Annotated in this window: 23 protein-coding genes; 10 read left to right on the plus strand and 13 right to left on the minus strand. The window is 73.5% G+C overall.

Annotated features, from left to right (window positions below):
- Positions 1-111 precede the first annotated feature (111 nt).
- On the plus strand, positions 112-1,644 hold the full coding sequence (hutH, locus tag H030_RS0106585) for a histidine ammonia-lyase (protein WP_051221887.1): 1,533 nt from the start codon (positions 112-114) through the stop codon (positions 1,642-1,644).
- A 13-nt stretch (positions 1,645-1,657) separates the two neighbouring features.
- The gene (locus H030_RS29860) at positions 1,658-2,095 is read left to right on the plus strand and encodes a GFA family protein (RefSeq protein ID WP_051221889.1); all 438 of its coding nucleotides are present in this window, start codon (positions 1,658-1,660) and stop codon (positions 2,093-2,095) included.
- Here the strand turns inward: H030_RS29860 and H030_RS0106595 are convergent.
- Entirely contained in the window at positions 2,067-2,693 is a 627-nt protein-coding gene (locus H030_RS0106595; RefSeq protein ID WP_027005536.1) for a cysteine hydrolase, read from the minus strand. The two genes, H030_RS29860 and H030_RS0106595, sit on opposite strands and share 29 nt — an antisense overlap.
- A gap of 76 nt (positions 2,694-2,769) precedes the next feature.
- Here H030_RS0106595 and H030_RS36490 point away from each other — a divergent pair, with 76 nt between their 5' ends.
- Complete coding sequence (locus H030_RS36490) at positions 2,770-3,660, plus strand: G1 family glutamic endopeptidase (protein WP_196809023.1); 891 nt, start codon at positions 2,770-2,772, stop codon at positions 3,658-3,660.
- Here H030_RS36490 and H030_RS0106605 read toward each other — a convergent pair.
- Positions 3,657-4,868, minus strand: coding sequence for an MFS transporter (locus tag H030_RS0106605; protein WP_027005537.1), 1,212 nt, complete (start codon positions 4,866-4,868; stop codon positions 3,657-3,659). The two genes, H030_RS36490 and H030_RS0106605, sit on opposite strands and share 4 nt — an antisense overlap.
- A gap of 110 nt (positions 4,869-4,978) precedes the next feature.
- On the opposite strand from H030_RS0106605, the gene H030_RS0106610 reads away from it, so the two are divergent.
- Together H030_RS0106610 and H030_RS36495 are read left to right on the plus strand one after the other, a co-directional pair.
- Positions 4,979-5,899, plus strand: coding sequence for a LysR family transcriptional regulator (locus H030_RS0106610; RefSeq protein ID WP_027005538.1), 921 nt, complete (start codon positions 4,979-4,981; stop codon positions 5,897-5,899).
- A 57-nt stretch (positions 5,900-5,956) separates the two neighbouring features.
- Positions 5,957-7,114: a UPF0158 family protein gene (locus H030_RS36495; RefSeq protein WP_051221896.1), complete on the plus strand. Its 1,158-nt coding sequence runs from the start codon at positions 5,957-5,959 to the stop codon at positions 7,112-7,114.
- 6 nt (positions 7,115-7,120) lie between these two features.
- Here the strand turns inward: H030_RS36495 and H030_RS0106620 are convergent, their stop codons facing one another.
- The 7 genes from H030_RS0106620 to H030_RS0106660 form a co-directional block, all read right to left on the minus strand.
- Positions 7,121-8,536 (minus strand): hypothetical protein, encoded by a 1,416-nt coding sequence (locus H030_RS0106620; RefSeq protein WP_196809024.1) that lies wholly within the window; start codon positions 8,534-8,536, stop codon positions 7,121-7,123.
- Positions 8,537-8,541: 5 nt separating this feature from the next.
- Positions 8,542-9,036 carry a hypothetical protein gene (locus H030_RS0106625; RefSeq protein WP_231398378.1) on the minus strand — a complete coding sequence of 165 codons (495 nt, stop codon included), beginning with the start codon at positions 9,034-9,036 and terminating at the stop codon, positions 8,542-8,544.
- Between the two features lie 47 nt (positions 9,037-9,083).
- A complete protein-coding gene (locus H030_RS0106630; RefSeq protein ID WP_196809025.1) occupies positions 9,084-10,748 on the minus strand; it encodes a PKD domain-containing protein in 1,665 nt (554 codons plus the stop codon).
- Positions 10,749-10,764: 16 nt separating this feature from the next.
- Positions 10,765-11,769, minus strand: a complete 1,005-nt coding sequence (locus tag H030_RS0106635) for a hypothetical protein (protein WP_027005542.1) — start codon at positions 11,767-11,769, stop codon at positions 10,765-10,767.
- 4 nt (positions 11,770-11,773) lie between these two features.
- Complete coding sequence (locus H030_RS36500) at positions 11,774-14,548, minus strand: beta strand repeat-containing protein (RefSeq protein WP_155891878.1); 2,775 nt, start codon at positions 14,546-14,548, stop codon at positions 11,774-11,776.
- Between the two features lie 716 nt (positions 14,549-15,264).
- Positions 15,265-16,620 carry a recombinase family protein gene (locus tag H030_RS40405; protein ID WP_051221899.1) on the minus strand — a complete coding sequence of 452 codons (1,356 nt, stop codon included), beginning with the start codon at positions 16,618-16,620 and terminating at the stop codon, positions 15,265-15,267.
- Positions 16,621-16,781: 161 nt separating this feature from the next.
- The gene (locus H030_RS0106660; RefSeq protein ID WP_027005544.1) at positions 16,782-17,675 is read right to left on the minus strand and encodes a hypothetical protein; all 894 of its coding nucleotides are present in this window, start codon (positions 17,673-17,675) and stop codon (positions 16,782-16,784) included.
- Positions 17,676-17,863: 188 nt separating this feature from the next.
- On the opposite strand from H030_RS0106660, the gene H030_RS39575 reads away from it, so the two are divergent.
- Complete coding sequence (locus tag H030_RS39575) at positions 17,864-18,271, plus strand: DUF2510 domain-containing protein (protein ID WP_027005545.1); 408 nt, start codon at positions 17,864-17,866, stop codon at positions 18,269-18,271.
- 4 nt (positions 18,272-18,275) lie between these two features.
- Here H030_RS39575 and H030_RS0106670 read toward each other — a convergent pair whose 3' ends face one another.
- Positions 18,276-19,307, minus strand: a complete 1,032-nt coding sequence (locus tag H030_RS0106670; RefSeq protein WP_027005546.1) for an LLM class flavin-dependent oxidoreductase — start codon at positions 19,305-19,307, stop codon at positions 18,276-18,278.
- A 69-nt stretch (positions 19,308-19,376) separates the two neighbouring features.
- Here H030_RS0106670 and H030_RS0106675 point away from each other — a divergent pair, with 69 nt between their 5' ends.
- From H030_RS0106675 to H030_RS0106690, 4 genes are read left to right on the plus strand one after another with little or no spacing between them, the layout of a single operon-like run.
- Positions 19,377-19,655: a hypothetical protein gene (locus tag H030_RS0106675; protein WP_027005547.1), complete on the plus strand. Its 279-nt coding sequence runs from the start codon at positions 19,377-19,379 to the stop codon at positions 19,653-19,655.
- Between the two features lie 31 nt (positions 19,656-19,686).
- Positions 19,687-21,375, plus strand: coding sequence for an FAD-dependent oxidoreductase (locus tag H030_RS0106680; RefSeq protein ID WP_051221901.1), 1,689 nt, complete (start codon positions 19,687-19,689; stop codon positions 21,373-21,375).
- Complete coding sequence (locus H030_RS29885) at positions 21,372-22,832, plus strand: ATP-binding protein (protein ID WP_081690570.1); 1,461 nt, start codon at positions 21,372-21,374, stop codon at positions 22,830-22,832. The genes H030_RS0106680 and H030_RS29885 overlap by 4 nt, the downstream gene beginning before the upstream one ends.
- On the plus strand, positions 22,829-23,146 hold the full coding sequence (locus H030_RS0106690; RefSeq protein WP_027005549.1) for a UBP-type zinc finger domain-containing protein: 318 nt from the start codon (positions 22,829-22,831) through the stop codon (positions 23,144-23,146). Before H030_RS29885 ends, H030_RS0106690 begins: the two co-directional genes overlap by 4 nt.
- 314 nt (positions 23,147-23,460) lie before the next feature.
- Here H030_RS0106690 and H030_RS0106695 read toward each other — a convergent pair whose 3' ends face one another.
- Genes H030_RS0106695 through H030_RS0106705 form a run of 3 tightly spaced genes read right to left on the minus strand, consistent with a single transcriptional unit; the run spans position 23,461 to position 25,103 of the window.
- The gene (locus tag H030_RS0106695) at positions 23,461-23,727 is read right to left on the minus strand and encodes a DUF6510 family protein (RefSeq protein ID WP_035126843.1); all 267 of its coding nucleotides are present in this window, start codon (positions 23,725-23,727) and stop codon (positions 23,461-23,463) included.
- A gap of 5 nt (positions 23,728-23,732) precedes the next feature.
- Positions 23,733-24,494, minus strand: a complete 762-nt coding sequence (locus H030_RS0106700) for a ferredoxin reductase (protein WP_051221903.1) — start codon at positions 24,492-24,494, stop codon at positions 23,733-23,735.
- Entirely contained in the window at positions 24,495-25,103 is a 609-nt protein-coding gene (locus H030_RS0106705; protein ID WP_027005552.1) for a sulfite oxidase-like oxidoreductase, read from the minus strand.
- Positions 25,104-25,140: the final 37 nt, after the last annotated feature.

Genomic DNA, 25,140 nt, shown 5'->3' on the forward strand with positions numbered 1-25,140 from the left:
CGTTTCGGGGCGGCGGCGTGAGCCCTCGAGCGCCGGTCGCTCCGCCGACGTGTCTCGGATCCGAGACGGAACGGACGTGGCCCCACGGCGCGCGGCGTCTACGGTTCTCGCATGAGCGTCGAGGTGCGTGGGATCGGGTTGAAGGCCGAGGACGTCGTCGCGGTCGCGCGGCGCGACGCCGAGGCGGTGCTGGCGGACGACGCCCGGACCAAGATGGAGGAGTCGGCGGCCGTGGTCGCCGGGCTGCTCGACGCGCCCGAGCCCGCCTACGGGGTCTCGACCGGCTTCGGCTCGCTCGCCAACGTCGTGATCCCCGACGACCGCCGCGAGGAGCTGCAGCGCGCGCTGGTCCGGTCGCACGCCGCCGGGATGGGCGACCCGGTCGAGCGCGAGGTGGTCCGGGCGATGATGGTCCTGCGCGCGCGGACGCTGGCGATGGGGCGGTCCGGGCCGCGGCCGGTGGTCGCCGAGACCATCTTGGGGTTGTTGAACGCCGGGATCACGCCGGTCGTGCGCGAGCACGGCTCGCTCGGCGCGTCCGGCGACCTCGCGCCGCTGGCCCACTGCGCGCTCGCGCTGCTCGGCGAGGGCGAGGTCCACGACAGGCACGGCATCCTGCGCCCCGCGGCCGACGCGCTGCGCGACGCCGGGATCGCGCCGCTGACGCTCGAGGCCAAGGAGGGGCTCGCGCTGATCAACGGCACCGACGGCATGTTGGGGATGTTGGTCCTGGCGCTCGCCGACCTCGACAACCTGCTCAAGGTCGCCGACATCACGACCGCGCTGTCGGTCGAGGGCCTGCTCGGCACCGACCGCGTCTTCGCCGCCGACCTCGTCGGCCTGCGCCCGCAGCCGGGCCAGGCGATCAGCGCCAGGAACATCCGGACGCTGCTGGCCGAGTCGCCGATCGTCGCATCGCACCGCTGGAACGACGACCGCGTGCAGGACGCCTACTCGCTGCGCTGCGCCCCGATGGTCGCCGGCGCCGCGCGCGACACGGTCGACCACGCGCGCCGCGTCGCCGAGGCCGAGCTGCGCAGCGCGATCGACAACCCCATGGTGTTGCCCGACGGCCGCGTCGAGTCGTGCGGGAACTTCCACGGCGCGCCGGTCGGGTTCGTCCTGGACTTCCTGGCGATCGCCGCCGCCGAGGTCGGCGCGATCGCCGAGCGCCGGACCGACCGCATGCTCGATCCCGCGCGGTCGCACGGGCTGCCGCCGTTCCTCACGGAGGACGCGGGGGTCAACTCGGGGTACATGATCGCCCAGTACACGCAGGCCGCGATGGTCGCCGAGAACCGCCGGCTCGCCGCGCCCGCGAGCGTCGACTCGCTGCCGACCAGCGCGATGCAGGAGGACCACGTGTCGATGGGCTGGGGCGCGGCGCGCAAGCTGCGCGTCTCCGTCGCCAACCTGACCCGCATCCTCGCCGTCGAGCTGTGCGTCGCCGGCTGCGCCGTCGACCTCCGCTCGCCGCTGAAGCCCGCCGCCGGAACCGCCGCGGCGCTGCAGCAGCTGCGCCACGTCGTCCCCGGCCCGAGCGCCGACCGCTGGCTGTCGCCCGACCTGCGCGCGGCCGAGGAGCTCGTGCGCAACGGCGCGCTCGTGCAGGCGGTCGAGGCCGCCGTCGGGCCGCTGGAGTAGGCATCATCGGGCGATGCCCTCGCCCGATCAGCCCGTCCACGGCGGCTGCCTCTGCGGCGCGGTCCGCTACGCCGTGACCGGCCCCTTCCTGCGCGCGAACTTCTGCCACTGCTCGCGCTGCCGCAAGCACACCGGAGCCGCCGCCTCGACGCAGGGCCGCGTGCCGATCGCCGACTTCACGCTGTTGTCGGGAGCCGACTGCATCCGGACCTACAGGCCCGACGGCGGCATGGCCAAGGCCTTCTGCACCACCTGCGGCTCCAGCCTCTTCGGCGGCACCTGGCCGGACGGCCCCGAGGTCTCGATCCGCCTCGGGACCCTCGACGACGACCCCGGCATCCGGCCGACGTTCCACAACTTCACCGCCGACGCGCCCGCCTGGCTGCCGGTCCCCGACGACGGGCTCGAGCGCTACGCGGCGGCTAAGCCGGCGCGGGCGCCGCGCCCTTGAGGTCCCCGATCAGCGCGTCGGACGTCGTGATCTCGCTGAACATCGGGTAGTTGTAGGACAACGCGTTGGCCTGTTCCTCCGCCGACGTCGCCGCGACGCAGTCGCTCAGCGTGATCACCCTGTAGCCCTTCTCGTACCCGGTCCGCATCGTCGACTCGACGCAGCAGTTCGTCAGGAAGCCACCCAAGGCGATCGTGTCGATCCCGCGGGCGCGGAGGATGAAGTCGAGGTTCGTCGTCGCGAACGTGTCGAGCCCGCGCTTGCCCTCGACGACGATGTCGCCCGCGGCGGGCGCGAGCGCGTCGACGATCTCCGCGCCCCATTCGCCCTTGACGAACGCGGTCGAATCGACGACGCCCTTGAGGATCCCGTACGGGTGCGCCGAGATCTCGTTGTAGCCGGGCGCGAAGGTGATCGGCGCGTGGACGATCGTGGCCCCGGCGGCGCGCGCGGCGTCCACGAGGCGGCGGGTGTTCTCCAGCATCCCGGTGGATTCCATGACGCCCTGGACCGCGCCGTGCAGCGCGCCGCCCTCCGAGGTGAAGTCGTTCTGGTACTCGATCAGGACGACGGCGGTGCGAGTCGGGTCGATGGACATGGCGCGAGGCTACTCCCGGACCTAAGAGTTCGCTCAAAGGCGCTCACGACGCGTCACCCTGGGCGTCGTCATGGTGATGACCTGGATCCGTCGAGTTGGTGTTCTTGCTGTCGTCGTGGGTGCCGCGGTGGTGCCTGCGGGCGCGTCGGCGGCGTCGTTGAGGGCGACGTCGAGCAACTGGGCCGGGTACGCGGCGCGGCGGGTCGGGGTCGACTTCAAGCGGATCAGCGGCGCGTGGACGGTGCCGGCGGTCGACTGCTCGGCGACGTCGGGCGCGACGTACTCGGCCAACTGGGTCGGGCTCGGCGGCTACGCAACCGGCTCGCAGGCGCTGGAGCAGCTCGGCACGGAGTCCGACTGCAGCGCCGACGGCAAGGCGACCTACGAGGGCTGGTTCGAGGTCGTCCCGGACGTGGCGTCGACCGCGAAGCTCACGATCAAGCCCGGTGAGCAGATGTTCGCCTCGGCCACGGTCGCGCCGGCGACGAGGGTCGTGACGCTGACGCTCGCCAACCTCACCCGCAGGACCAAGGCCACCAAGATCGTCAGGGCCGACGCCGTCGACCTCTCCTCGGCCGAGTGGATCGTCGAGGCGCCGTCGCTGTGCTTCGGCAGCGCGTCGTCGTCCTGCCGCCAGACCGCGCTGGCCAGGTTCGGCTCCACCACCTTCACGTCGGCGCGCGCCACGACGACCTCCGGCCACGCGGGCGGGATCCTGGACTCGGCCTGGAACGCGGTGGCGATCGCGCTCCAGCCCGAGCAGACCGCCTCCGGCCACGGCGGCTTCAGCGGCCCCGGCTCCGGACCGGGCGGCCGCGGCGCCTGGGGCCCGGGCGGCGACGACGACCCCGGCGCCACGACCACGCAGGCGACGACCACCGGCGCGGGCTCGGCGACGCCGGGCGCGGTCTCCACCGACGGCTCGGCGTTCGGCGTGACGTACTCGGACGGCTCGGCGTCGAGCTAGCCCGCGTGCGCGAGCGCCAGCGGCGGCGTGTGGCGCAGGCGCAAGGACACCAACAACGCCAGCGCCAGCATGACGCCCGCGATCGCCAGGACGCCGGTCCAGCGGTCGGCGCTCCAGGCGGTCCCGGCCAGCGGGCCGGCGACCGACGAGCCGCCGTAGTAGGCCAGCAGGTACAGGGCCGACGCCTGCCCGGCGCTGCCGCGCGCCCGGCGCCCGACCCACGACGAGGCGACCGAGTGCCCCGCGAAGAACCCCGCGGTCAGCGTCGCGATCCCGACGACGATCAGCGGCAGCGACGCGGTCGCCGTCAGCGCCAGCCCCGCGCAGGTCAGCAGGACGCCGAGCGGCAGGACGACGCGGCGCCCGACGCGATCCGCGAGCCGCCCGGCCTGCGCCGACGACGCGCTCCCGATCGGGTACACGAGGAAGACGAGCGCCAGCGCGGCGGGCGAGAGGTGGAACGGCTCGGCGGCGAGCCGGAAGCCGAGCCCGTTGTAGACCGCGACGAACGTGCCCATCAGCAGCGCGCCCATCGCGTCGAGGCGCAGCAGGCCCGGGTCCGACAGCGGGGCGCGCAGCCGGTCCAGCGCCTCGCGCGCCGACCCGACGGGGCGCGGCGTGAAGTTCCGGGAGGCGGGCAACACGCGCAGCAGCGTCACCGCGCAGACGACGCCGACGAGGCCGACGCCCGCGCTCGCCACGCGCCAGCCGCCGACGTCGGCGAGCCCGCCGGCCAGCAGCCGCCCGGCCATGCCGCCGATCGCGTTGCCGCCGATGTAGAGGCCGATCGCGCCGCCGAGCGCCGACGGGTGGACCTCCTCGGTCAGGTACGCCATCGCGACCGCCGGGAGCCCGGCGAGCGCCAGCCCCTCCAGCGCGCGCAGGATCAACAACATGCTGAACGTCGGCGCGGCCGCGCCCGCCAGCCCGAGCAGCGCGGCCAGGACCAGCGACGTCGTCATGACGCGCGTCCGGCCGATCGCGTCGCTCAGCCACGCGGCGGGGATCAGGCCGATCCCGACGCCCGCGGTCGTGACCGCCAGCGTCAGCGCCGACGCGCCGGGGGAGACGCCGAAGCCGTCCGCGAGGATCGGCAGCAGCGCCTGGGTCGAGTAGAGGAGGGCGAAGGTCCCGAGGCCGGCGGCGAAGAGGGCGATGGCGACGCGGCGGAGACCCGGTGATCCGGTCGTGTGACCGGGATGCTGCAAGGTGCGTAACTCGTCGACGGTGTCCACTCCCTCCAGTATCGGACGGATATCGTCATTCTTCCAATGCATCTTTGCGCGCTGACCGATGCGTCGGCATCATGTAGCCCACGATGAACACCGAGGAGCTGCGCTGGTTCGCCGCGCTGGCCGAGCGGCCGCACATGACGGCGGTCGCCAAGGACATGCACATCTCACAGCCCGCGCTGTCGCGCGCGATCGGGCGACTTGAAGCACAACTCGGCGTCGAGCTGTTCGACCGCCGGGGCCGCGTCGTAGCGCTCAACCACCACGGCCGCCGCTACCTCGCCTACGCGCAGCGCGCGCTGGACGAGCTCGACGCCGGCGCCGCCGCGCTGTCGGACCTGGCCGACGCCGAGCGCGGCGAGCTGCGCCTGTGGTTCCTGCACACGCTCGGGTCGTGGATGGTCCCGGCGCTGGTCGGCGCGTTCCGCGAGGACCATCCCAACGTCCGCTTCCGCCTGGCGCAGCGCGGCGGCGCGCCGCTGGTCGAGGCGCTCGACGACGGCGAGGCCGACCTGCTGATGATGGGTCCACGGCCGGCCGGGACGCGCTGGGCGTGGCACCCGCTGGTCACCGAGCCGCTGCTGCTGGCGGTGCCGCCGAACCACCCGCTGGCGGGGCGCAGGTCGGTGTGGCTGCGCGAGGTCGCGCGCGAGCCGTTCGTCACGCTGCACGCGGACACGGCGTTGCGCGCGGTGATCGACGACCTCTGCCGCCGTGCCGGCTTCGAGCCGCGCGTCGCGTTCGAGGGCGACGAGGTCGCCACGCTGCGCGGCCTGGTCGCCGCCGGGCTCGGCGTCGCGCTGATCCCGCCGCAGCGGGTCGCCGCCGAGGAGGTCACGACCGCCACGCCGCACCTGCGCGTCCGCGACGAGGGCGCCGAGCGCGAGCTCGGCATGGTGTGGGACCCGGAGCGCTCAGAGACACCCGTGGTTCGCGGGTTCCGGGAGTTCGTCCTGCGCAGCGGGCGGAAGCTGTGCAAAGTGGCGATGGTCCACAAACCGGCCTGATCGTCGGGCGGGGATCGCTGGCATCGCGCGGTCCCCGCGCTTACGATCGCCTGTGCCGTGCTCTGCGTCGAGGACATCGACCTGGCGGATCTGGCCCTCGCGTTGGAGGACCACTCCGACGAGCACGGTTGGACGATCGACGCAGACAGCGGGGCGATCCAGACGCACTTCGGGCCGCCGGACGGCGGGGTGGCGATCGAGCCGCTGCCGGTCGCCGTCGGCTACGGCGACATGGAGGACTTCGTCGCCTACGTCCGCGACGTCCAGGCGCGCGATCTGCTGGAGCGCGCGATCGTCGGCCGCGGTGCGTTCCGGCGCTTCAAGGACGCGCTCGGGCAGTACCCGGAGCTGCGCCGCGCCTGGTTCGCCTTCCACGATGCGCGCGGGGAGCGGCGGGCGATCGAGTGGCTGGTCGAGCACGAGCTGGTCGGTGCCGACGGCGCGGCCGACGCGATCGCCGCGCGCAGCGATCCGGAGCCCGGTGACCTGCCGGGGCTGCTCGACGGCCACGGGCTCGCGCACCGGGTCGCGCTGGACCTGCGCCGCATCTACCGGCGCCGCCTGCGCTGCGTGCTGCTGGTCGGCGCGTGGGCACGCGGCGAGGCGCATCCGGAGTCGCCGGTCGAGCTGGTCGTCGTCCTCGAGGACTTCACCGATCGCTGGGCCGAGAAGCGCCGGATGGAGCGGGCGCTGTGGCGCCACTCGGTCCGCAACGGCGCGGTGGTGACCGCGCTGCCGCTGCTGGCCGACGAGATCCCGGTGCTGTCGCGCGCGGCGCTGGACGAGGGCGTGCGCGCGGTCGAGGGCCGCGCGCCGGAGATCGCCGACGGCGACGCGCCCGCGATCGCGCGGCGGCTGGAGCTGGCCAGGCGCGAGCTGGACACGGCAGCGGCGCTGATCGCCGCCGAGCGGCCCGAGGCGGCGCTCTCCCACGCCTACCGGGCGGCGCTGCTGGCCGCCGAGGCGACGCTCATCGCCGCGGGCGAGCCGGCCGTCACGCCCTCGGGGGTCATCGCGGCCTTCGGCCACCAGACCGTCGTCGAGGACGGCCTGGCCCCCGAGCACGCCCGCGCGCTGCGCCGCCTCTACGAGGACCGCACCACCGCCGACCACGCGCTCACCGACGTCCCGCCCAGGGAGGCGACCGACGCCCTGGCGGCCGCGGCGGCGATCGTCGAGGCCTGCAGCGCCTGGCTCGCCGCCGCGCCGCGCTGAGTCGTCCTAGGCGTTGGCGTCGATGCCGCGGAGGATCGTGTCCAGCGCCGCCTCCCGCTCGGCGATCTTGGTGGTGACGTGGCGGAACGCGGCGGCGTCGCCGGTCCGGGCGGTGGTCGCGAGGCGGTGGTAGGCGCGCTGGACGTCGGCGAGGGCCGCGTCGAGCGCCGCGGGCTGGGGGAGCGCGGCGCGCGCCGCGCCGTAGGACGCGGCCAGCCGGCGGGCGGCGGCGGCCTGCGCGCCGGGGTGGCGCGCGAAGCGCAGCTGCCGGCGCGCGACCGCGCGCTCGGCGCCGAGCCTCGTCATCGCGCGGCCGAGCGCGGGCGCGTCGTTGCTCGCGCTCGCCCTCGGGCTCGCCAGCGCCGCGGCGGCCGCGCCGGACGGCGGTGCGGACGCCCGGTGGTCCGGGCCGTTGGTGGCGGTCGCGTAGCCGGCGGTGCCGGCGAGCAGCAGCACCGCCGCGACACCCACGCCGGACGGCGCCGGCCATCGCGACCGGCGCCGTCTCGACGGGCTCGCCGCGCGGGGTGAGGCGGCCGCGCGCGGCGGGTTCGCCGCGGTGGCTCGCGGCGAGGGCTGTGGGGTCTTGGCGCGCCTGGGCGCCGGCGGGGCGGCCAGCGCGGGCAGCGGGAAGCGGCGGTGGCCGAGCGCCCGCTGGGCGGCGCGCATCAGGCCGGTCGGCGTCTGCTGGCGCTGCTCGGGACGCTTGTCGAGCGCGGTCTGCAGGACCCTGTCGAGCGGGTCCGGCAGGCCGGTCGCCGCGGCGATCCGCGGCGGCGGCTCGGTCCGGTGCGCGTTGAGCACGAGCGCGGGCATGTCATAGGGGAACGGCGGCGCGCCGGTCAGGCACTCGACGAGCACGCAGGCCAAGGCGTACACGTTGCTCGCCGTCGTCCGCGGACCACCCGCGGCGACCTCCGGCGCGACGTAGTCCGCGTCCGCGACGAGGTCGACCTCGTCATCCGGGATCCCGTAGTCGTACAACAACGGCTGCGCGGGCGAGCGCCGGGCGAGGCCAATCCGCTGCGGCGTCGGCAACGGCGCGCGCAGGTCCCACGCGGTCAGCGTGTCGAGCGCCCCCGCGACGAGGCTCAGGACCCGCAACGCCTCGTTGCGCTCCAGCGGACCCTCGGCGAGCCGGTCGGCGAGCGTCGGCCCGGTCAGGACCGGCCGCGCGATCCAGGCGCGCGCGCCGCCGTCCGCGCTCGCCGCCTCGGTCCCGGTCGCGATCGGGAGCGCCAGGGCCAGGTCGCTCGGCCTGCGCGGCGCGGTGCGCAGCGCCTCGAGGCGCGCGGCCAGCGCGCCGGCGCCGGGCCGGTCGGAGGTCGCCAGCTCGACGTCGCGGCCGCGGCCGTGGGCGGCTGAGAGCGTCCAGGCGCCGCGGGTCGCGAGCTCGCGGTCGATCGTGAAGTCGTTGGTCATCGCCATCACGTGCCGTCGTCGAAGAAGGTGGTGGTCTGGGGCCTCGCCGCGGGCTGCGCGGCGGCGGGCTGCGGGCGCTTCGGCGCGGCCTTGGGCGCCGGGGTGGCCCGCACCGGGGTCGAGACCGGGACCGTCCTGACCGGCGTGACGCGCACCGCGCGCCTCGGCGCCGCGACGACCACGGCGGTGCGCCTCGGCGCCGCCACCGCTGCCCTCACCGCGCGCCTCGGCGCAGCGACGACCGCCACGCGCCTGCGCGCCACCACCGCCGGCGCGGGCAGCGCGGCGGCAGGCGCGAGGCTCACGCGCGCGGCCGGTGCGGCGGCCGCGCGCGCAGGGGATGGGGAGGACGCCGCAGGCGATCCTCCGGAACCGTCATCGGTCAGCGACCCGACGCCATAGGCCGCCGCGTAGCACACGCCCGCCGCGGCGACGAGCGCCGCCGCGCGGGCCAGGCCCGACCACTGCGCCACCGAGCGCGTGCTCTTGGCGGTGCTCACGACGCTGGGCGTCGTCGCCCGACGCCCGTCATCGCTCCTGGCGGTGTTCACGACGCCGGGCATGACCCCACCTTGGTCCTGCCGTCGGTGCCCTTGACCAGGCACGCCTCGACCCGCTTCGGCGCCTTCGCGCGGCGCATCGTTAACGTGATGCGCTTGGTCGCGTAGCCGGACTTGCGCAGCGAGATCGTGATCGTCGCGCCCGCGCTCAGCGTTCGCTCCAGGCCCTTCAGCCGGACCCCGGCGGCGCCCGCGATCGTCCCGCGCAGCGCCCTCCTCGGACACCCGGAGCCGTGGCACGCGGCGGTCACCACCGCGCCCGCCGGACCCAACACCATGATCTTGGTGATCCGCGTCCGGGCGCCGGTCACGCTGCCGGCCAGCTGGACGCGCACGCCCCTCAGTCCCCTCAGCGGGGGCGCGGCGGCAGGCCTCGACGCCGAGCTGATCGTCGCGGTCGTGCCCGCCGGCGTCGTCGCGCTCGTCCTCGCCCCGACGCCGAGCACCACCGGCTGGCCCGGTCCCGGCACCACGGTGGGCGGCGTGCCGCCGCCGTCGCCACCGGTCGGCGCGGGCGCGGGCGGGCCGGCGACCGTCAGCGTCTTGGTGGCGATCGTCGCCGCGCCGCCCTTGTCGGTCACCTTCTCGCCGATCGTGTACGTCCCGGCAGTCAGGAACACGGCCCTCGCGGTCGCGCCGGTCGCGTCGCCGTAGGTGCCGTCGCCGTTGAGATCCCACGTCGTCGCGCCGAGGTCGGCGACGCCGTCCGGGTCCGACGCGGTCGAGGAGAACGTCACGGCCTGGCCGGTCTCCGGCGCGGTCGGCGCGACGTCGAAGCCCGCGACCGGCGGCGAGTTGACGCGGAAGGACGTCGTGGCGATCGTGCTCGCGCCGCCGTTGTCGGTGATCTTCAACCGCACGTCCTTCCTGCCCGCGGTGGTGAAGTTGGTCAACAACCACGACACGCTGGCGGGCGCGGCGAACGTCCCGGTTCCGAGGTCCCACGCGTAGGACGTGACCGACCCGTCGGGGTCGTTCGAGGACTGCGCGCTCAGCGCGACCTGCTGGCCGAGCACCGGCGTGAACGGGTCCTGGCCGGCCGGCGCGTTGACCGCGGCGAAGACGAACGACGCCCTCGGCGGGATGTTGATGTGGATGGTCCTGCTCGCGAACGCGGTCAGCCCGTCGAGCGACGCGGTGACCGTCAGCGTGACGGTCTTGTCGCCGCCCGTCGCATAGCTGTGGCTCGGCTGCGCGCCGGAGCCGTTGGTGCCGTCGCCGAACGACCACGCGTAGGAGGCGATCGAGCCGCCCGGGTCGTTGGAGCCGCGGCCGTCGAACGACACGGTGTCGCCGATGTTCGGCGTCCCCGGCGCGAAGCCGAACGACGCGCTCGGGTTCCCGACGACGCGGATGGGCTGCGTGTCGCTCGCGGTCTCGCCGTTGGAGTCGGTGGCGGTCAGCGTCACCGTGTACCTGCCGGTCGCGCCGTAGCTGTGCGTGACCGACGCGCCGGAGTCCCCGGCGCCGTCGCCGTAGCTCCAGGTCAGCGACGCGATCGTCGCGCCGTCGTTGCCGCTCGCGTTCGCGGTGAAGCCGATCGTCTGGTTCACGCGCGCCGTGCTCGCCGACGCGCTGATCCCGACGTTCGGCGGCGTCGCCAGCGCAGCGGGTGCGGCGATCAACGCCATCAACATGGCGATCGATGCCATCAACATGATGCCTCGTTCACGTCCCACGGTGGATCCCTCCGGTGCTGCGTCGATGGTGTGGGGTGCTGCGCGGCGCGCTGCGCACGTGCACACGCACATGCGCGCGCGCCGCGCGGCGGTGGTGCTGGACCCGGCGGTGTCGGGTGACGCCGGAGCGCCGCGCCGGCGGCGTCGCCACCGACGCCGCCACGCTCTGCGCTCCCGCCGTGCCGGCAGCAGGCGCGACCGCGGTCGGCACAGTCGCGGCGGCGGTGGCAGTCGCGCCGTCCGGGACGTCCGTCCTCGCCGGTTCGGCGCTCGTCGCCACGCTGGTCTGCGCGGTCGTCGCCTGCTGCACGCTGATCTGGACCTGCACGTCGCCGGCGCAGTGCGCCAGGCACGCGGCGATGTCCTGCTGCTGGACGACGTCCACGGTCGCGGCCCCCGCGACCGTCGCCAGCCACGTCGTGAACGCGCCGAGGTCCGGGTCCGCGGGCGGCGGCGGCAGCGTGCCGACGTCGCCGCCGGCCGCCTGCACGCCGTCCGCCGCCTGGTCGACGACCTGGCGGGCGTCGACGTCGACGCACGCCCGCAGGCACGCGTCCTGGTACTGCCAGACGAGCTGGTTGAAGTACATGGTGTTGGTCGCGCTCGCGGTCAGCCCGGCCGAGATCGCGGTCGCCAGCTGGGACGCGTCGGCGCGCTGCGACGCGATCTGCACGCGCGTCGTCCCGATGCAGAACGCCACGCACCCGAGCTGGGTCTGGACGATCAGCTGGATCGTCGCGCTGGAGTTCTGAGCGCTCACGGAGCCGGAGCCGACATCGCCGCTCGCCGCGGCGATCTGGACCGTCGTCGCCTGCTGCGCGGCCTCCTGGGTCTGCGACGTCCCCACGCACTCGCGCGCGCACCCCTGCTGGACCTGCCACAGCAGCTGGATCGTCACCGCCACGTTGGCGGCGACCGCGCCGGCAGCGGCGTCGGCGCCGGCGCGCGCCGGAGCGACGACGGCAACCGCCGCCGTCGCCCACAGCACGAGCATGGCTCTAGGCGTTGACGAGATCCTCGACATCGCCCGTGTCCGTCGAGGCGTTGGTGCCGGACTGATCGGCGTTCGCCTCGCTGTACGCATCCTGGGTCGTGGTCGCGCACTGCTGCGCTTCCTGGACCTGGCCCGGGCCGCTGGAATCAGCGGACTGGTCCTGGTCGACCATCTGGTCGGTGGACGCGTCGTTGTCGGCGGACGAGTCCGCCGCGTTGTCCAGGGACTGCTCTCCGCCCGCGTTGACGCCCTTCTGGGACGCGTCCGCGGAGGAGCTGGCCGACTGATCGGTGTCGGCCGACTGGTCCGACGCCTGCGCCTGGCCGGCCCCGCCACACGCCGCCGCGCAGCTCTCGCTGCTCGACTGCGACTGGTCGGGATCCTGCGTGGTGCTGGCATCGTTGGACGCCTCGGAGGTGCCCGAGTTGTCCAGCGACTGCGAGCCGCCGGCGTTGGTGCCGGTCTGCTCGGCGTCGCCCTCCGAATCCGCGGACTGGTCCGTCGAGGCGTCCTGCGACGCCTCCTGGGCCTGCCCGGAACCGCCACAGCCGACCGAGCAGCTGTCGCTGCTCGACTGGTCCTGCGACGTGTCCTGATCCGTCGACGCGGTGTTGTCCGCGCTCGAATCGGCGGTGTTGGAGTTGTCCTGCGAGCCCGCGACGTTCACGCCGTCCTGCGTGGCGTAGGCCGCGGAGTCGACCGACTGATCGGTGCTGGCCGACTGGTCCGACGACTGCGCCTGACCGGAACCGCCACAGCCGGCGTCGCAGCTGTCGCTGCTGTCCTGGCTCTGGTCGAGGCTCTGGTCGGTGGACGCGTCGTTGGACGCCTCGGAGGTCCCCGAGTTGTCCAGCGACTGGTCGCCGGCGGTGTTGACGCCGCTCTGCGTGGCGTCGGACTCCGAGGACGCGGTCTGGTCCGTGGAGGCGTCCTGCGACGCGTCCTGGGCCTGGCCGGAGCCGCCACAACCGGCCGAGCACGAATCGCTGCTCGACTGGTCCTGCGACGTCCCCTGATCCGTGGACGCGGTGTTGTCCGCGGACGAATCAGCGCTGTTGGAGTTGTCCTGCGCACCCGCGACGTTCACGCCCGACTGGGTCGCGTCCGCCGTGGAGTCCGCCGACTGCGTGGTGTCAGCCGACTGATCCGCCGACTGGGCCTGCCCGGAGCCGCCACACCCGGCGTCGCAGCTGTCGCTGCTCGACTGGGTCTGGTCGGGATCCTGGGAGGTCGACGCGTCGTTGGAGGCCTCGGACGTAGCCGAGTTGTCCAGCGACTGGTCGCCACCGGCGTTGGTGCCGGTCTGGTCAGCGGTGCCCTCCGACGACGCGCTCTGGTCGGTGGACGCGTCCTGGGACGCCTCCTGAGCCTGACCCGAGCCGCCGCAGCCGGCCGAGCAGCTGTCGCTGCTGGACTGGTCCTGCGACGTGGACTGGTCCGTCGACGACGTGTTGTCCGCCGAGGAGTCCGCGCTGTTGGAGTTGTCCTGCGAGCCACCGTCGTTCGTGCCCTTCTGGGTCGCGTCCGCGGTGGAGTCGGCCGACTGATCGGTCTCTGCCGACTGATCCGACGACTGCGCCTGGCCCGAACCGCCACAGCCGGCCTCGCAGCTTCCGCTGCTCGACTGGGACTGGGACGAGTCCTGGGAGGTGTCGGCGTCGTTCGTGGCCGAGGAATCGGCCGAGTTGTCCAGGCTCTGCGAGGCAGAGCTCGGCGGATCGACGAAGGAGACCGGCGCATTGGCGTTCGTGCCGGTCTGATCTGCCGTCGAGTCCGACGTCGCGTCCTGATCGGTGGACGCGTACTGGGTGCTGTCCTGCGCCTGGCCCGAGCCGCCGCACCCGGCCGTGCAGCTTGAGCTGCTCGACTGGGATTGGTCGTTCGACTGGGTCGTCGACGCCGTGTTGGACGCACTGGACGACGCCGAGTTGCTGTTGCTCTGCGACGCAGAGCTCGAGCCACCGGAGTAGTCCCCACTGCTGATCGTGACCGGCGTGTTCGCGTTGACGCCCTTCTGGTCCGCCGTGGCGGAGGAGGAGGCCGTCTGCGAGGTGTCGGCGCTCTGGTCAGACGACTGCGCCTGGCCGGAGCCGCCGCAGCCGTAACCGCAGGAGCTGCTTGCGGTCTGGGACTGCGGGCCGTTCTGGGTGGTCTCGGCGGAGTTGGACGCCTCCGAACTGGCCGAGTTGCTCAGTGTCTGGTCGGCGGAGCTGTCGCCCGCCACCACGTCGCCGCCGGCCACGATGACCGGGACGTTCGCGTTGACACCGTTCTGCGTGGCGGTGGCCGACGAGTCCGCGGACTGGTCGGTCGATGCCGTCTGACTGCTCTCCTGCGCCTGGCCTGAGCCGCCGCAGCCCGACTGGCAGCTGGAGCTGCTGGTCTGGGTCTGCGAGTTGCTCTGATCCGTCGTCGCCGTGTTGGACGCCGACGAGTCCGCCGAGTTGCTGTTGCTCTGCGTCGCAGAGCTGTTGCCGCTCGTGACGGACCCACCGCTGACGATGACCGGGACATTGGCGTTGACCGCCTTCTGCCTCGCATCTGCGGTGGAGGTGGCGGTCTGATCCGTCGAGGCGTCCTGGGACGACGACTGGGCCTGCCCGGAACCGCCGCAGCCGGTCACGCAGCTTGAGCTGCTCGACTGGGTCTGCGAGGAGTTCTGGGAGGTGTTCGCCGTGTTGGACGCGGACGAGGTCGCCGCGTTGCTCGCGTTCTGCGTGGCAGAGGACGAGCCGCTCGCCGGTGCGATGTTCCCGTACGTCTGGGAACCGACCGACACGCCGTCACCGCTCACGACCACTGGGACGTTCGCGTTGACAGCGTTCTGATTGGCGTTGGCGCTGGAGCTTGCGCTCTGCGTCGTGTCGGAGGATTGCGCAGACTGCTGGGCTTGGCCGGAGCCGCCACAGCCCGCCGTGCATGACGGCGATGCTGCAGATTGCGACTGGCCTGCACCCTGGGACGTGGTCCCCGAATTGGAGCCCTGGGAGGCGGACGTCTGGGCGCCCGTCTGATCGGCTGAGCCGGCCGCGACCGCCGAAGCGATCGGACCGCCGATCACCAGCGCTGCAACGCTGGCAACCAGAGCGATGAAGCGATGAACGCTCATCAAGCCCCTTTCGATGGTGTGCAGCTGATTGCGGGTCGCGGTGCGCGCCCGCCGGTCCCACGGCGTGGGCCCGGCTCATCGAAAGACGATGCCCCGGATGCGTGTTCCGGGGCTCGGATCGCGGCGTGGCCCGCAGCAGGCTCCGACACCTGCAGCGGGAGGACCGGGATCCGAATGCTCGGTCGTGCATGCTCGCCGGACCTTGCGGCCTCCGCAAGCCCCCGGACCGTTTACGCAGCCCGACCGCTTGCGGAAACGGAAGGTTGGACTGGACCTGCGACCAGGCACGGCGCCGCCACCGTCGAACGCAAGTCGTCCGGCCCCCGCATATCGGGGGCCAGACGACTTGGATCCTCGGGGCGTCGCGTCGCGCCGCGGCCTGGTGGTCAGACGGGTTGGGGGTCCGGGAGGCGGCTGGCGGAGCGGGCGTGCTGGGGGCGCTTGTAGCCGGCGGCGGACTGCACCGACGACGGGCGCCACTTGGCGCCGCCGCGCTGGGTCGGGACGCCTTCGGCGTTCAGCACGTCGGCGATCGCCTGGAGGGTCATGCCGTCGGCGCGCATCGCGGCGATGCGCTGGTGGAGCACGGCCGTCGCGCGCGCCTTCTCGCCGGTGCCCGAGTGGCGCTTCGCGCGCGCCGCCGCGAGCCCGGCCTTCGTGCGTTCGGAGATCCGTTCGCGCTCCCACTGCGAGACCGAGGCGAGCGCGCGCGTCGTCTCGCGGCCCGACGCGGTCGCGGTGTCGAGGTCGAGATCCAGCGCGATCAGCCGGATCTCCAGCCTGTCGAGCCAGCGCAGCAGCTGGCCCAGCTCGGCGACCGACCTCGAGAGGTGGTCCAGGCCGCAGATGACCAGGCACGCGGCCTCGCCGCGGGCGAGCCGCTGCAGGACGTGCGACAGCCCGGGCCGTTCCAGCGCCCTGCGGTCCCTGCCGTGCTCGCGGTCACCGACGAGCTCCAGCAGATCGACCTCGTCGCACATCCCACAATGCGCCTCGATCGCCTGCCGCTGCGCGCACATCGCCGCTGCCGCGCCATCCCTGCTGCCGGCCGCCGACGCGTAGCCGATCGCCCGCACCGGACTCGTCGCCCGCTTCACGACACCCCGTCGCGGAGGCTCGGGCGCCGGCGCTTCCGCAATGACGGCGGCGGGCGGAGGCTCAGGCGCCGGCGCCGGCGCCACCGCCACCGCCACAACGGCGGGCGGAGCGACGGCGGCCAGCGGAGGCACCGCCGTGGGCGGAGTCGCGGGCGTGGGCGGCTCCGCTACCGGCCGCGCTTCGTCGAGCGGGCGCGCCTCGCCGTTCGTCACGGCCGGCGGAGTCTCGGGCGCGGGAGGCTCCGCGTCCGGCGTCGGCTCGCTCGGAACCACCTGCAGCCAGGGCGCCTGGCGGCGGCGCGGCTGGTGGCGGAGGGCGAGGTGGCCGGAGGTGCTGGCGGTGTCGAGGCCGACGTCGAGGGCGACGAGGCGGATGCCGGCCGCGTCGATCCGGTCGAGGACCGCGGAGAGGTCGGCGGATGCGGTCGCGAGGTCGCCGAGGCGGCGCACGACCAGGCAGGACGAGGGGCCGTCGCTGACCGCGTCGAGCGCGAGCGCGAGCGCGTCAGGGTCGCCATCACCTCCCGCGACGGCGATCACGTCGAGCTGCAGCTCGGCGGCGGCGACGACCAGCGGGTCGCGGTCGGCCGGCGCGCCGAGGTAGGCGAGCGCGGGGACGAGTTGCGGCAGGTCCGCGGCGCGCATGGTTGGGACAGAAGAGCGCTTCCGATGCCTCATAGGGTCCTTCCTGCCTCCCGCCTGCCAGTGGGCCGACTCTAGACCGGTGCGTCCGCTCGATCCAGGGTGCTAGCACGACATGTAGGGGTTCTGGCGCACAAGCCATGCAGAGCAATGTCATTGGGTACTCAGGTGTCCCGCTCCTGCCTAGGCGCGAAGAGCGCGAGCGCCTGGATCGTCGTGATGGTGAGCAGCGCCGCGGCACGTTCGAGCTGCTCGTCGGCGGTCGCGTAGTGCTCGTGGTGGACCGGGATCGCTCCCGGCGGACCGCGGTGCAGCGACCCGGCGCACGCCTCGATCACGCCCGCGCCGCACGACAGGACGAACATCAGCCAGTCCGGCCAGTCGGGCCGCTCGTCGTCGGCGAACGGGTCGTCCCCCGCGCACGCGTGCGCCCGCGCGAGGCGCCAGGCGCGTTCGAACTCCAGCTCGGCGTCGCACGCCGGGCCGTCGCAGGTCGCGCCGACCGTCAGCCCGACCGCGCCGAGCGCCCGCAGCGCCGACAGCGCCTGCGGCGACGGCCGGTCGTCGTCGAGCGGATCGCCCGCGACCGCCGCCAGGCGGCCGAGCGCGGGCGCGACGAGCAGCGCGTCGTCGAGCGTCGTCCCGGTCGCCGGCCCGAACGCCGTTGGCTCGGCCGCGACGGCGCGCGCCGCCCGCTCCAGCGCGGCGACCCGCCGCGTCGCGAGCACGGCGAGGCGCGACGACGCCGGGACCGGGGGAGACGCCGTCGTCTCCTCGTCGTCGTCCTCGACGAAGCTGCGGCGCGCCAGCAGCGTCACCTCGGCGCCGTGGACGATCAGGTGCTCGAACGTCGCCCCGAGCGCGGCGAAGCGCTCGACGCCGAACACGACGTCCGGATGGCGCGCGGCGAGCGCCTCGAGCGGTCCGGCGCGCGGGACGGTCCAGACGAAGCGCGGTGGATCCGCCGCGACGGGCGTCGCGCCCGCCGCGCCGAGCGCCGCCGCGGCGGCGAGCAACCCGGGCTCCGGGCCGTTGAGGACGATGCGCTGGTGATGCATCGCCCCACCATGCATCCCCGGACGCCCCGAACCCGCGCAAAGACGCAGAACCATCGCGAACCCTGCGCGAAGTCGTCGCGAACCGCGCGCCTCGCGCAACACCTCACGCCCGGCGCACACGATTCCGGATCACCCGCCGCGGGCGATTGCCCGCTCGCCCGGTCCGGGCGCAACGTGGTCCGGGCATCGTGCCCGCGCATCTCTCGCTCCCGACGCACTTCCACCGGCAGTCGCCGCTGCCGCCGCTGCGGACCGTCCTGCCCGGCGCTGCGATCGGCGCCGTCGCGGGTGCCGTGGCCGGGTTCCTGCTCGACGGCGTCGTCGCGATCGTCCTGCTCGCCCTCGCGGGCGCGCTGCTCGTCGTCGCGCTGGTCGCCGCCCTGCCGGACCGCCGGGAGCGACCCGAGCCGCCACCACCGCACCACGCACCGCCAGCAGCGACCCCGACAACAACGCTCGCGGTCCCACCGGCCGGCCCCGACGCCCCGCCCGGCTGGTACCCGGACCCCGACCCGCCCCTGGAGACGCCGCACATCAGGCGCCTCTGGGACGGCGAGCGCTGGACCGAGCACCGCTGGGCCCCGCGCGGCGACTAGGCGATTAGGCCACGGGCGCGGCGCTCGCCTCGCGGCGCGCCACCTCGGCCCGCACGATCGGCGCGACCTCGGTCCCGAACAGCTCCATCGACTTCAACACGTCCGCATGCGCGACCGCGCCAAGGCTCATGTGCCCCAGGTACCGCTGGTGGCCGAACAGCTCGTGCCCGTAGAGGATCTTCTCCGCGACCTGCTCCACCGACCCCGCCGCCAGCGCACCCCGCGGCGACGTCAGCGCATGGAACTGGTCCATCCCCGACGGCCCCCAGCCGCGCTCGCGGCCGATCCGGTTCATGACGCCCAGATAGCCAGGTGCGAACGCCTGATCGGCATCGCCGACGAACGTGTGCGTGTTGATCGCCACCCGCGCCTCGGCCGGATCGAGGCCCACGGCCGCCCACGCCTCGCGGTACAGGTTCACGAGCGGGACGAACTTCTCCAGCTCGCCGCCGATGATCGCGATCGTCAGCGGGAGCCCCAGCGACGCCGCCCGGACCACCGACTGCGGCGACCCGCCCACGGCGACCCAGACCGGCAGCGGGTCCTGCACCGGGCGCGGCCACACGCCCGCGTCGACCAACGGCGCGCGGTGCTTGCCGGACCACGTCACGACCGGCGACTCACGCAAGGCCAACAACAACTCGAGGTTCTCGAGGTACAGGTCGTCGTAGTCGTCCAAGTCCTTGCCGAACAAGGGGAACGACTCGATGAACGACCCGCGCCCGGCCATGATCTCCGCGCGCCCGCCGGAGATCAGGTCGATCTCCGCGAACTGCTGGAAGAGCCGGACCGGGTCCTCGGAGGAGAGCACGGTGACGGCTGACGAAAGCCGGATGTTGTCCGTGATCGCGGCCGCGGCGCCGAGGGCGACCGTCGGCGAGGAGATCAGGTAGTCGGGGCGATGGTGCTCCCCGATGGCGAAGACGTCGAGCCCCAGCTCGTCGGCGAGCTTGGCCTCCTCCAGGAGGTCCTTCATCCGCTGCTGGGGGCTCATGCCGGCCGGCAGGTCGGCGAAGGTGGCGAGTCCGAGTTCCATAGTGCGCCTCACGATAGCACAACTAGTTGCGCGCGCAACCATCGTGATCTCCTAGATTCGCGAGCACACATGGTCATCGCACTCCCCACCCCGGTCCCGCCCGTCGCCACCGCAGCCGCCGTCGTCGACTGCCACAGCTACGCCGACTACCCCAACGTCCTGATCTCCTCGGCCCGCGGCCTCAGCTGCGCCGCCGCGACCAGGGTCATGAAGTCCTACAGGGGCGACTACTCCAGGACCATCAGGGTCCAGTCCTACCGCTGCACCCAGGTCTCCGGCTCCCAGTACGGCGGCCAGTGGCGCTGCGTCAACGGCGCCAAGGCCTTCCGCTTCGAGTTCAAGGACTAGCACTTGAACTCCGTGAGAAGCTCACAGGCAGATGCCTGACGACGCCGCACCCGCCGCACCCGCGCCCGAGCGCACCCGCCGCCCAGCGATCGTCGCGGTCGACGACGAGCCGGCCGTCCTGGCCGCCGTCGCCCGCGACCTGCGCCGCCGCTTCGGCGAGCGCTACCGCGTGCTGCGCGCCAACTCGGGCGAGGAGGCGCTCGGGGTCGTCAAGGAGCTGATCACCCGCGGCGACCAGGTCGCGCTGCTGATCGCCGACCAGCGCATGCCCGGGATGTCCGGGACCGAGTACCTCGTCGAGGCGCGCAAGATCGCGCCGGCCGCCAAGCGCGTCCTGCTGACCGCCTACGCCGACACGGCCGCGGCGATCACCGCGATCAACGACGTCGCGCTCGACTACTACCTGCTCAAGCCCTGGGACCCGCCGGAGGAGGAGCTCTACCCGGTCGTCGAGGACCTCCTGCAGACGTGGGAGTCCGGCGCCGCGCTGGAGTCCGGCGGCGTGCGCGTCATCGGCCACCGCTTCTCCAAGCCCGCCCACGACCTCCGGGACTTCCTGGCGCGCAACCGCGTGCCGGGGCGCTGGCTGGACGTCGAGCGCGACGGCGAGGCGCGCGAGCTGCTGAAGGTCGCGGGCGTCGCCGAGGACGGGCTGCCGGTCGCGCTGCTGGAGGACGGGTCGATCCTCGAGAAGCCGACGGTCTACGAGCTGGCCGAGCGCCTCGGCGTCGCTGCCCAGCCGGCGACCGACCACTATGACTTGGTGATCGTCGGTGGCGGGCCCGCGGGGCTGGCGGCGGCGGTCTACGGGGCGAGCGAGGGGTTGTCCACCGTGATGGTCGAGCGCGAGGCGCCCGGCGGTCAGGCGGGCACGTCGTCGCGGATCGAGAACTACCTCGGCTTCCCGCAAGGCTTGTCGGGTTCCGACCTCGCGCGGCGCGCGACCGACCAGGCGCGCCGGCTCGGCGCCGAGCTGCTCACGATCCAGGACGCGGTGTCCCTGGAGGTCGAGGGCTCCGGGCGCATGATCCACCTGTCCGGCGGCGGCCAGCTGTCGGCCAACACGGTGTTGATCGCCTCCGGCGTCTCCTACCGCAAGCTCGCCACGCCCGGCTTCGACGAGCTCACCGGCAAGGGCATCTACTACGGCGCCGCGCTGACCGAGGCGAGGTCGTGCGCCCAGCAGCGCGTCGTGATCATCGGCGGCGCGAACTCCGCCGGCCAGGCCGCCGTCTACTTCGCCAACTGGGCCGCGCAGGTGACCATGTTGGTGCGGTCGGACTCGCTGGCCAAGTCGATGTCCAGCTACCTGATCGAGCAGATCGCCGCGCTGCCGAACATCGACGTGCGGACCTCGACCGAGGCGATCGACGCCCAGGGCGACGACGACCACCTCAAGTGCATGACGTTGCGCGACCGCGACGGCAACACGACGGTGGAGGACGTCGACGCGTGCTTCGTGTTCGTCGGCGCCGCGCCCCGGACCGACTGGCTCGGCGCGACCGTCGCGCGCGACGACCACGGCTTCATCCTCGCGGGCGCCGACGCGCGCGCGTCCGGGTGGCCGTTGAAGCGCGACCCGTACGTGTTGGAGACCAGCGTCCCCGGCGTGTTCGTCGCGGGCGACGTCCGGGCGCGCTCGATCAAGCGCGTCGCGAGCGCGGTCGGTGAGGGGTCGATGGCGGTCTCGCTGATCCACGAGTACCTCGCCGCCGCATGACCCCGACCGTCCCGGTGACGCTCGACCAGATCCGGGCCGTCGACCTCTTCGACGGCCTCGACGACGACGAGCTGGAGGCGTGGCGCGAGGCCACGCAGGCGTTCAGGATCGCGTCCGGCGCGATCGTCCACGAGCAGGACACGTCCCCGCGCGGGTTGTTGTTGCTGTTGGACGGCGGGACGCGCATGTACAAGCTGGCCGACGAGCGCTTCGAGCCGATCGGCCACATGCACGCGCCGACGTGGATGCAGGCGATCGCAGCGCTGACCGAGACGCCGGTCGGGGTCCGGATGGTCGCCGAGGGCGACTGCGTGATCGGGCTGGTCCCGATCCAGACGTTCCAGGACCTCGCGCTCAAGCACCGCAGCGTGCACCGCAAGATCATGGCCGCGATCGGGCCGGTGACCGCGCGGCTGCAGGCGATCGACAACGACCGCGAGCGGCTGGCGTCGCTGGGCACGATGGCCGCGGGGCTGGCGCACGAGCTCAACAACCCGGCCGCCGCCGTGCAGCGGGCCGCGTCGCAGATGGCCGACACGCTGGACACGGTGATGGACGTGCTCGCGTCGTTCGTCGAGGCGGGCGTGGAGCGCGAGGGCGCGGAGAAGTTGGTGGCCTTGCAACGCGAGGCGGCGGCGCGGGCCGCTGCCGCGGAGGACCGCTCGACGGTCGACGCCGCCGACGCCGAGGACGAGATGCTCGACCGCCTGGAGGACCTGGGCGTCGAGGAGGCGTGGCGGCTGGCCGAGGTGCTGGCGAGCGCGGATCTGGACGACGCGTGGCTGAGCGCGGTGCGCGACGCCGCGGGGCCGGGCGCGCTGTCGAAGGCGCTGGCGTGGGTCGCCGCGACGCTGAGCGCGCGGGGGCTGGCCGAGGAGCTGCAGGAGTCCGCGGCGCGGATGAGCGATCTCGTGGGCGCGATCAAGACCTACAGCTACATGGACCGTGGCGAGGTCGTGATCGTCGATGTGCGCGAGGGGATCAAGGCCACCGTGAAGGTGCTGGGGCACAAGCTCAAGCACACCAACATCAGGGTCGTCAAGGAGTTCGAGGACGACCTGCCGAGGCTCTCCGTGCACGGCAGCGAGCTGAACCAGGTCTGGACCAACCTGATCGACAACGCGGTCGACGCGATGGGCAAGGACGGGACGCTCACGATCCGGGCGCGCGTGGATGGACCGTGCGTGCAGGTCGACATCGGCGACGACGGACCCGGGATCCCGGAGGAGTCGCGCCGGCGGATCCTGGAGCCGTTCTACACCACCAAGGAGCCCGGGAAGGGCACGGGGCTGGGGCTCGATACCGTCCGGCGGATCGTCGAGGACCGCCACGACGGGTCGATCAGCTTCGACACCGGCGCCGACGGGACGACGTTCCACGTCTGGCTGCCGATCACCGGCGCGACACCGTCGCTGGCCCGCGCCGAGGACATCAACAACGAGGAGACGCCGCGATGAGCACGAGCTGCAGCCACCTGGACCAGATCGAGATCACCGAGCTGCCCGAGGAGGTCGCCGGCTGCGAGGACTGCCTCGCGACCGGCGGCGTCTGGCTCCACCTCCGGATCTGCCTGACCTGCGGCCACGTCGGCTGCTGCGACGACTCACCCGGCAGGCACGCGACGGCCCACGCCGGCGCGTCCAGCCACCAACTCATCCGCTCACTTGAGCCGGGGGAGGACTGGGTCTGGTGCTTCGCCGACGAGCTCGGCATGCGCATCCCGACGATCACAGGGCAGACGCGCATCCCACCGTCACCGATGCTCTCCTAGCTCGGTACACGCGGTATCGAGGCGTCCCGGCGGCGCGACGGTCTGCGTCCGCGGCCGCAGTCCCGGCTCCGCCAACGCTTGGTGTACCGATGCGTGAGTCGCGTCCACGCTTCGGGGCCGAGCCACAGGGTCAACGGTGCATTTTGGTTCGTATAGAACCCAAATGCACCGTTGACCCTCGACGACGTCCAGCCGCCTGGCGGCCGGCGTCGCGCCTCTAGGACCGCTGGACGATCAGCGCCATCCCCGGGTGGAAGCGGACGCTTGCCACGTCGTCCCGCAGGCGCGCCAGCCCGCGGCCGCTGCCAGGCGCGCTAGCGCGGCGTCCGGATCGACCACGTGCCCGTCAGCCGGACCGAGCGGTGGCCGTCGGCGTCGATCAGCGTCAGCGCGACGTCGTCGCAGCCCGGGCAGCGTAGGACGAAGCCGGGGCCGCGGTAGAGGCGATGCTCGCCGATCGCGTGGAGCTGGCCGCAGCTGCCGCAGCCGCGTAGCGCGGCGGTCACCTCGGCGCCGTTGAACACGTCGGCCAGCAGGCCGGCGATCGCGTTGCCGTCGAGGGTCAGGGCGGAGTCGTCCATGGTCATCAACTTCCGGTCGGGCCGAAGCGCTCGGTGTGGATCGCGGCGGCGGTGTGGCCAAGCGACACGAGCGCGTCGGCCACCGCCTCCACGAACGGCGTCGGGCCGCAGACGAACGCGCGCGGCATCGCCACCGCGTCCGGCCCGACGGTCTGCAACATGTCCATGTCGACGCGGCGCGTGAAGCCCTTCCACCGCTCCGGCGCGCCGCGGGTCAAGGTGTAGGTGATGCTCAACGAGGGATCGGCGGCCAGCGCCTCCAGCTCCTCGCGGTACAGGAGATCTTCCACATGTCGCGCGCTCACCAGCAGCCGCGCGTCCACGGTGCTCCTGGCCTGCGCGCGATGGCGCAGCATCGCCATCAGCGGCACCAACCCGCTCCCGCCGGCGACCAGCAGGACCGGCCCGCCGTCGCCCACGCGCCACGTGAAGTGCCCGCCGATCGGCCCGCGGACCTCGAACGCGTCGCCGACGACAACGTCGCCGGCGAGGTACGGCGAGACCTCGCCGTCGTCGATCCGCTCGATCGTCAGCGCCACCCGCGCGTCCTCAGGGGCCGAAGCGATCGAGTACGACCGCTCGGCGACGTAGCCGTCCTCGGCCGTCAGCCGGACGTCGAGGTGCTGCCCGGCGTCGTGGCCCGGCCAGTCCGGGACGTCCAGGACCAGCGTCCGCGCGCTCGGCGTCTCGTCGATCAGCTCGACGACCCTCGCCTCGCGCCACGTGATCCGCGCGGCCGCCGCGGCGCCCGCAACAACGGCGCCCACTCAGTCGCTCCAGTAGCGCTGCTCGCGCCACGGGTCGCCGTAGTTGTGGTACCCGGCCAGCTCCCAGAACCCGGGCTCGTCGTCGATCGTGAGGTCCAGCCCCCGGACCCACTTCGCGCTCTTCCAGAAGTACAGGTGCGGGACGACCAGCCGCGCCGGCCCGCCGTGCGCGGGCTCCAGCGGCTCGCCCTCGAACGTGTGCGCGACCCACGCCTTGCCGTCCATCAGATCCTCGAGCGGCACGTTGGTGGTGTAGCCGCCGTCGGCGTAGACGCTCACGTACTCGGCGGTCGTCGCGACATCCTCGAGCAGCGTGTCGACCGACACGCCCGTCCACGTCGTCCCGAGCTTGGACCACTTCGTCACGCAGTGGATGTCCACCGTGAACGTCTCCTGCGGGAGCGCGTTGAGCTCCTCCCACGTCCACGTCTTCGCGCCGCCGTCGACCGCGCCCTGGACGGTGAACGACCACTGGTCCAACGGCGTCCGCGGCGTCGGCCCGGCCGACAGGACCGGGAAGTCGTTGGTGACGTACTGCCCCGGCGGGACCCGCGACGGGTCGACCTCGGGGCGGCGGGGGCGTCCGTGGAAGCCGCGGGAGAGGGGCATGGGGCGCGATGCTACGCCGCGCCCGCACCGACCGCCA

This window comes from Conexibacter woesei Iso977N (assembly GCF_000424625.1).
In the GTDB taxonomy this organism is placed as follows: Bacteria; Actinomycetota; Thermoleophilia; order Solirubrobacterales; family Solirubrobacteraceae; genus Baekduia; species Baekduia woesei_A.

Excerpts from the sequence above, each read along its gene's own strand:
- H030_RS0106690 (WP_027005549.1), top strand. The coding sequence starts at position 22,829 with ATGAGCACGAGCTGCAGCCACCTGGACCAGATCGAGATCACCGAGCTG.
- H030_RS0106610 (WP_027005538.1), top strand. The coding sequence starts at position 4,979 with ATGAACACCGAGGAGCTGCGCTGGTTCGCCGCGCTGGCCGAGCGGCCG.
- H030_RS0106670 (WP_027005546.1), bottom strand. The coding sequence starts at position 19,307 with ATGGAACTCGGACTCGCCACCTTCGCCGACCTGCCGGCCGGCATGAGC.
- H030_RS0106705 (WP_027005552.1), bottom strand. The coding sequence starts at position 25,103 with ATGCCCCTCTCCCGCGGCTTCCACGGACGCCCCCGCCGCCCCGAGGTC.
- H030_RS0106620 (WP_196809024.1), bottom strand. The coding sequence starts at position 8,536 with ATGACCAACGACTTCACGATCGACCGCGAGCTCGCGACCCGCGGCGCC.
- H030_RS0106595 (WP_027005536.1), bottom strand. The coding sequence starts at position 2,693 with ATGTCCATCGACCCGACTCGCACCGCCGTCGTCCTGATCGAGTACCAG.
- H030_RS29860 (WP_051221889.1), top strand. The coding sequence starts at position 1,658 with ATGCCCTCGCCCGATCAGCCCGTCCACGGCGGCTGCCTCTGCGGCGCG.
- H030_RS36490 (WP_196809023.1), top strand. The coding sequence starts at position 2,770 with ATGACCTGGATCCGTCGAGTTGGTGTTCTTGCTGTCGTCGTGGGTGCC.
- H030_RS0106635 (WP_027005542.1), bottom strand. The coding sequence starts at position 11,769 with ATGCTCGTGCTGTGGGCGACGGCGGCGGTTGCCGTCGTCGCTCCGGCG.
- H030_RS40405 (WP_051221899.1), bottom strand. The coding sequence starts at position 16,620 with ATGCGCGCCGCGGACCTGCCGCAACTCGTCCCCGCGCTCGCCTACCTC.
- H030_RS29885 (WP_081690570.1), top strand. The coding sequence starts at position 21,372 with ATGACCCCGACCGTCCCGGTGACGCTCGACCAGATCCGGGCCGTCGAC.
- H030_RS0106695 (WP_035126843.1), bottom strand. The coding sequence starts at position 23,727 with ATGGACGACTCCGCCCTGACCCTCGACGGCAACGCGATCGCCGGCCTG.
- H030_RS0106630 (WP_196809025.1), bottom strand. The coding sequence starts at position 10,748 with ATGGCATCGATCGCCATGTTGATGGCGTTGATCGCCGCACCCGCTGCG.
- H030_RS0106680 (WP_051221901.1), top strand. The coding sequence starts at position 19,687 with ATGCCTGACGACGCCGCACCCGCCGCACCCGCGCCCGAGCGCACCCGC.
- hutH (WP_051221887.1), top strand. The coding sequence starts at position 112 with ATGAGCGTCGAGGTGCGTGGGATCGGGTTGAAGGCCGAGGACGTCGTC.
- H030_RS0106675 (WP_027005547.1), top strand. The coding sequence starts at position 19,377 with ATGGTCATCGCACTCCCCACCCCGGTCCCGCCCGTCGCCACCGCAGCC.
- H030_RS0106660 (WP_027005544.1), bottom strand. The coding sequence starts at position 17,675 with ATGCATCACCAGCGCATCGTCCTCAACGGCCCGGAGCCCGGGTTGCTC.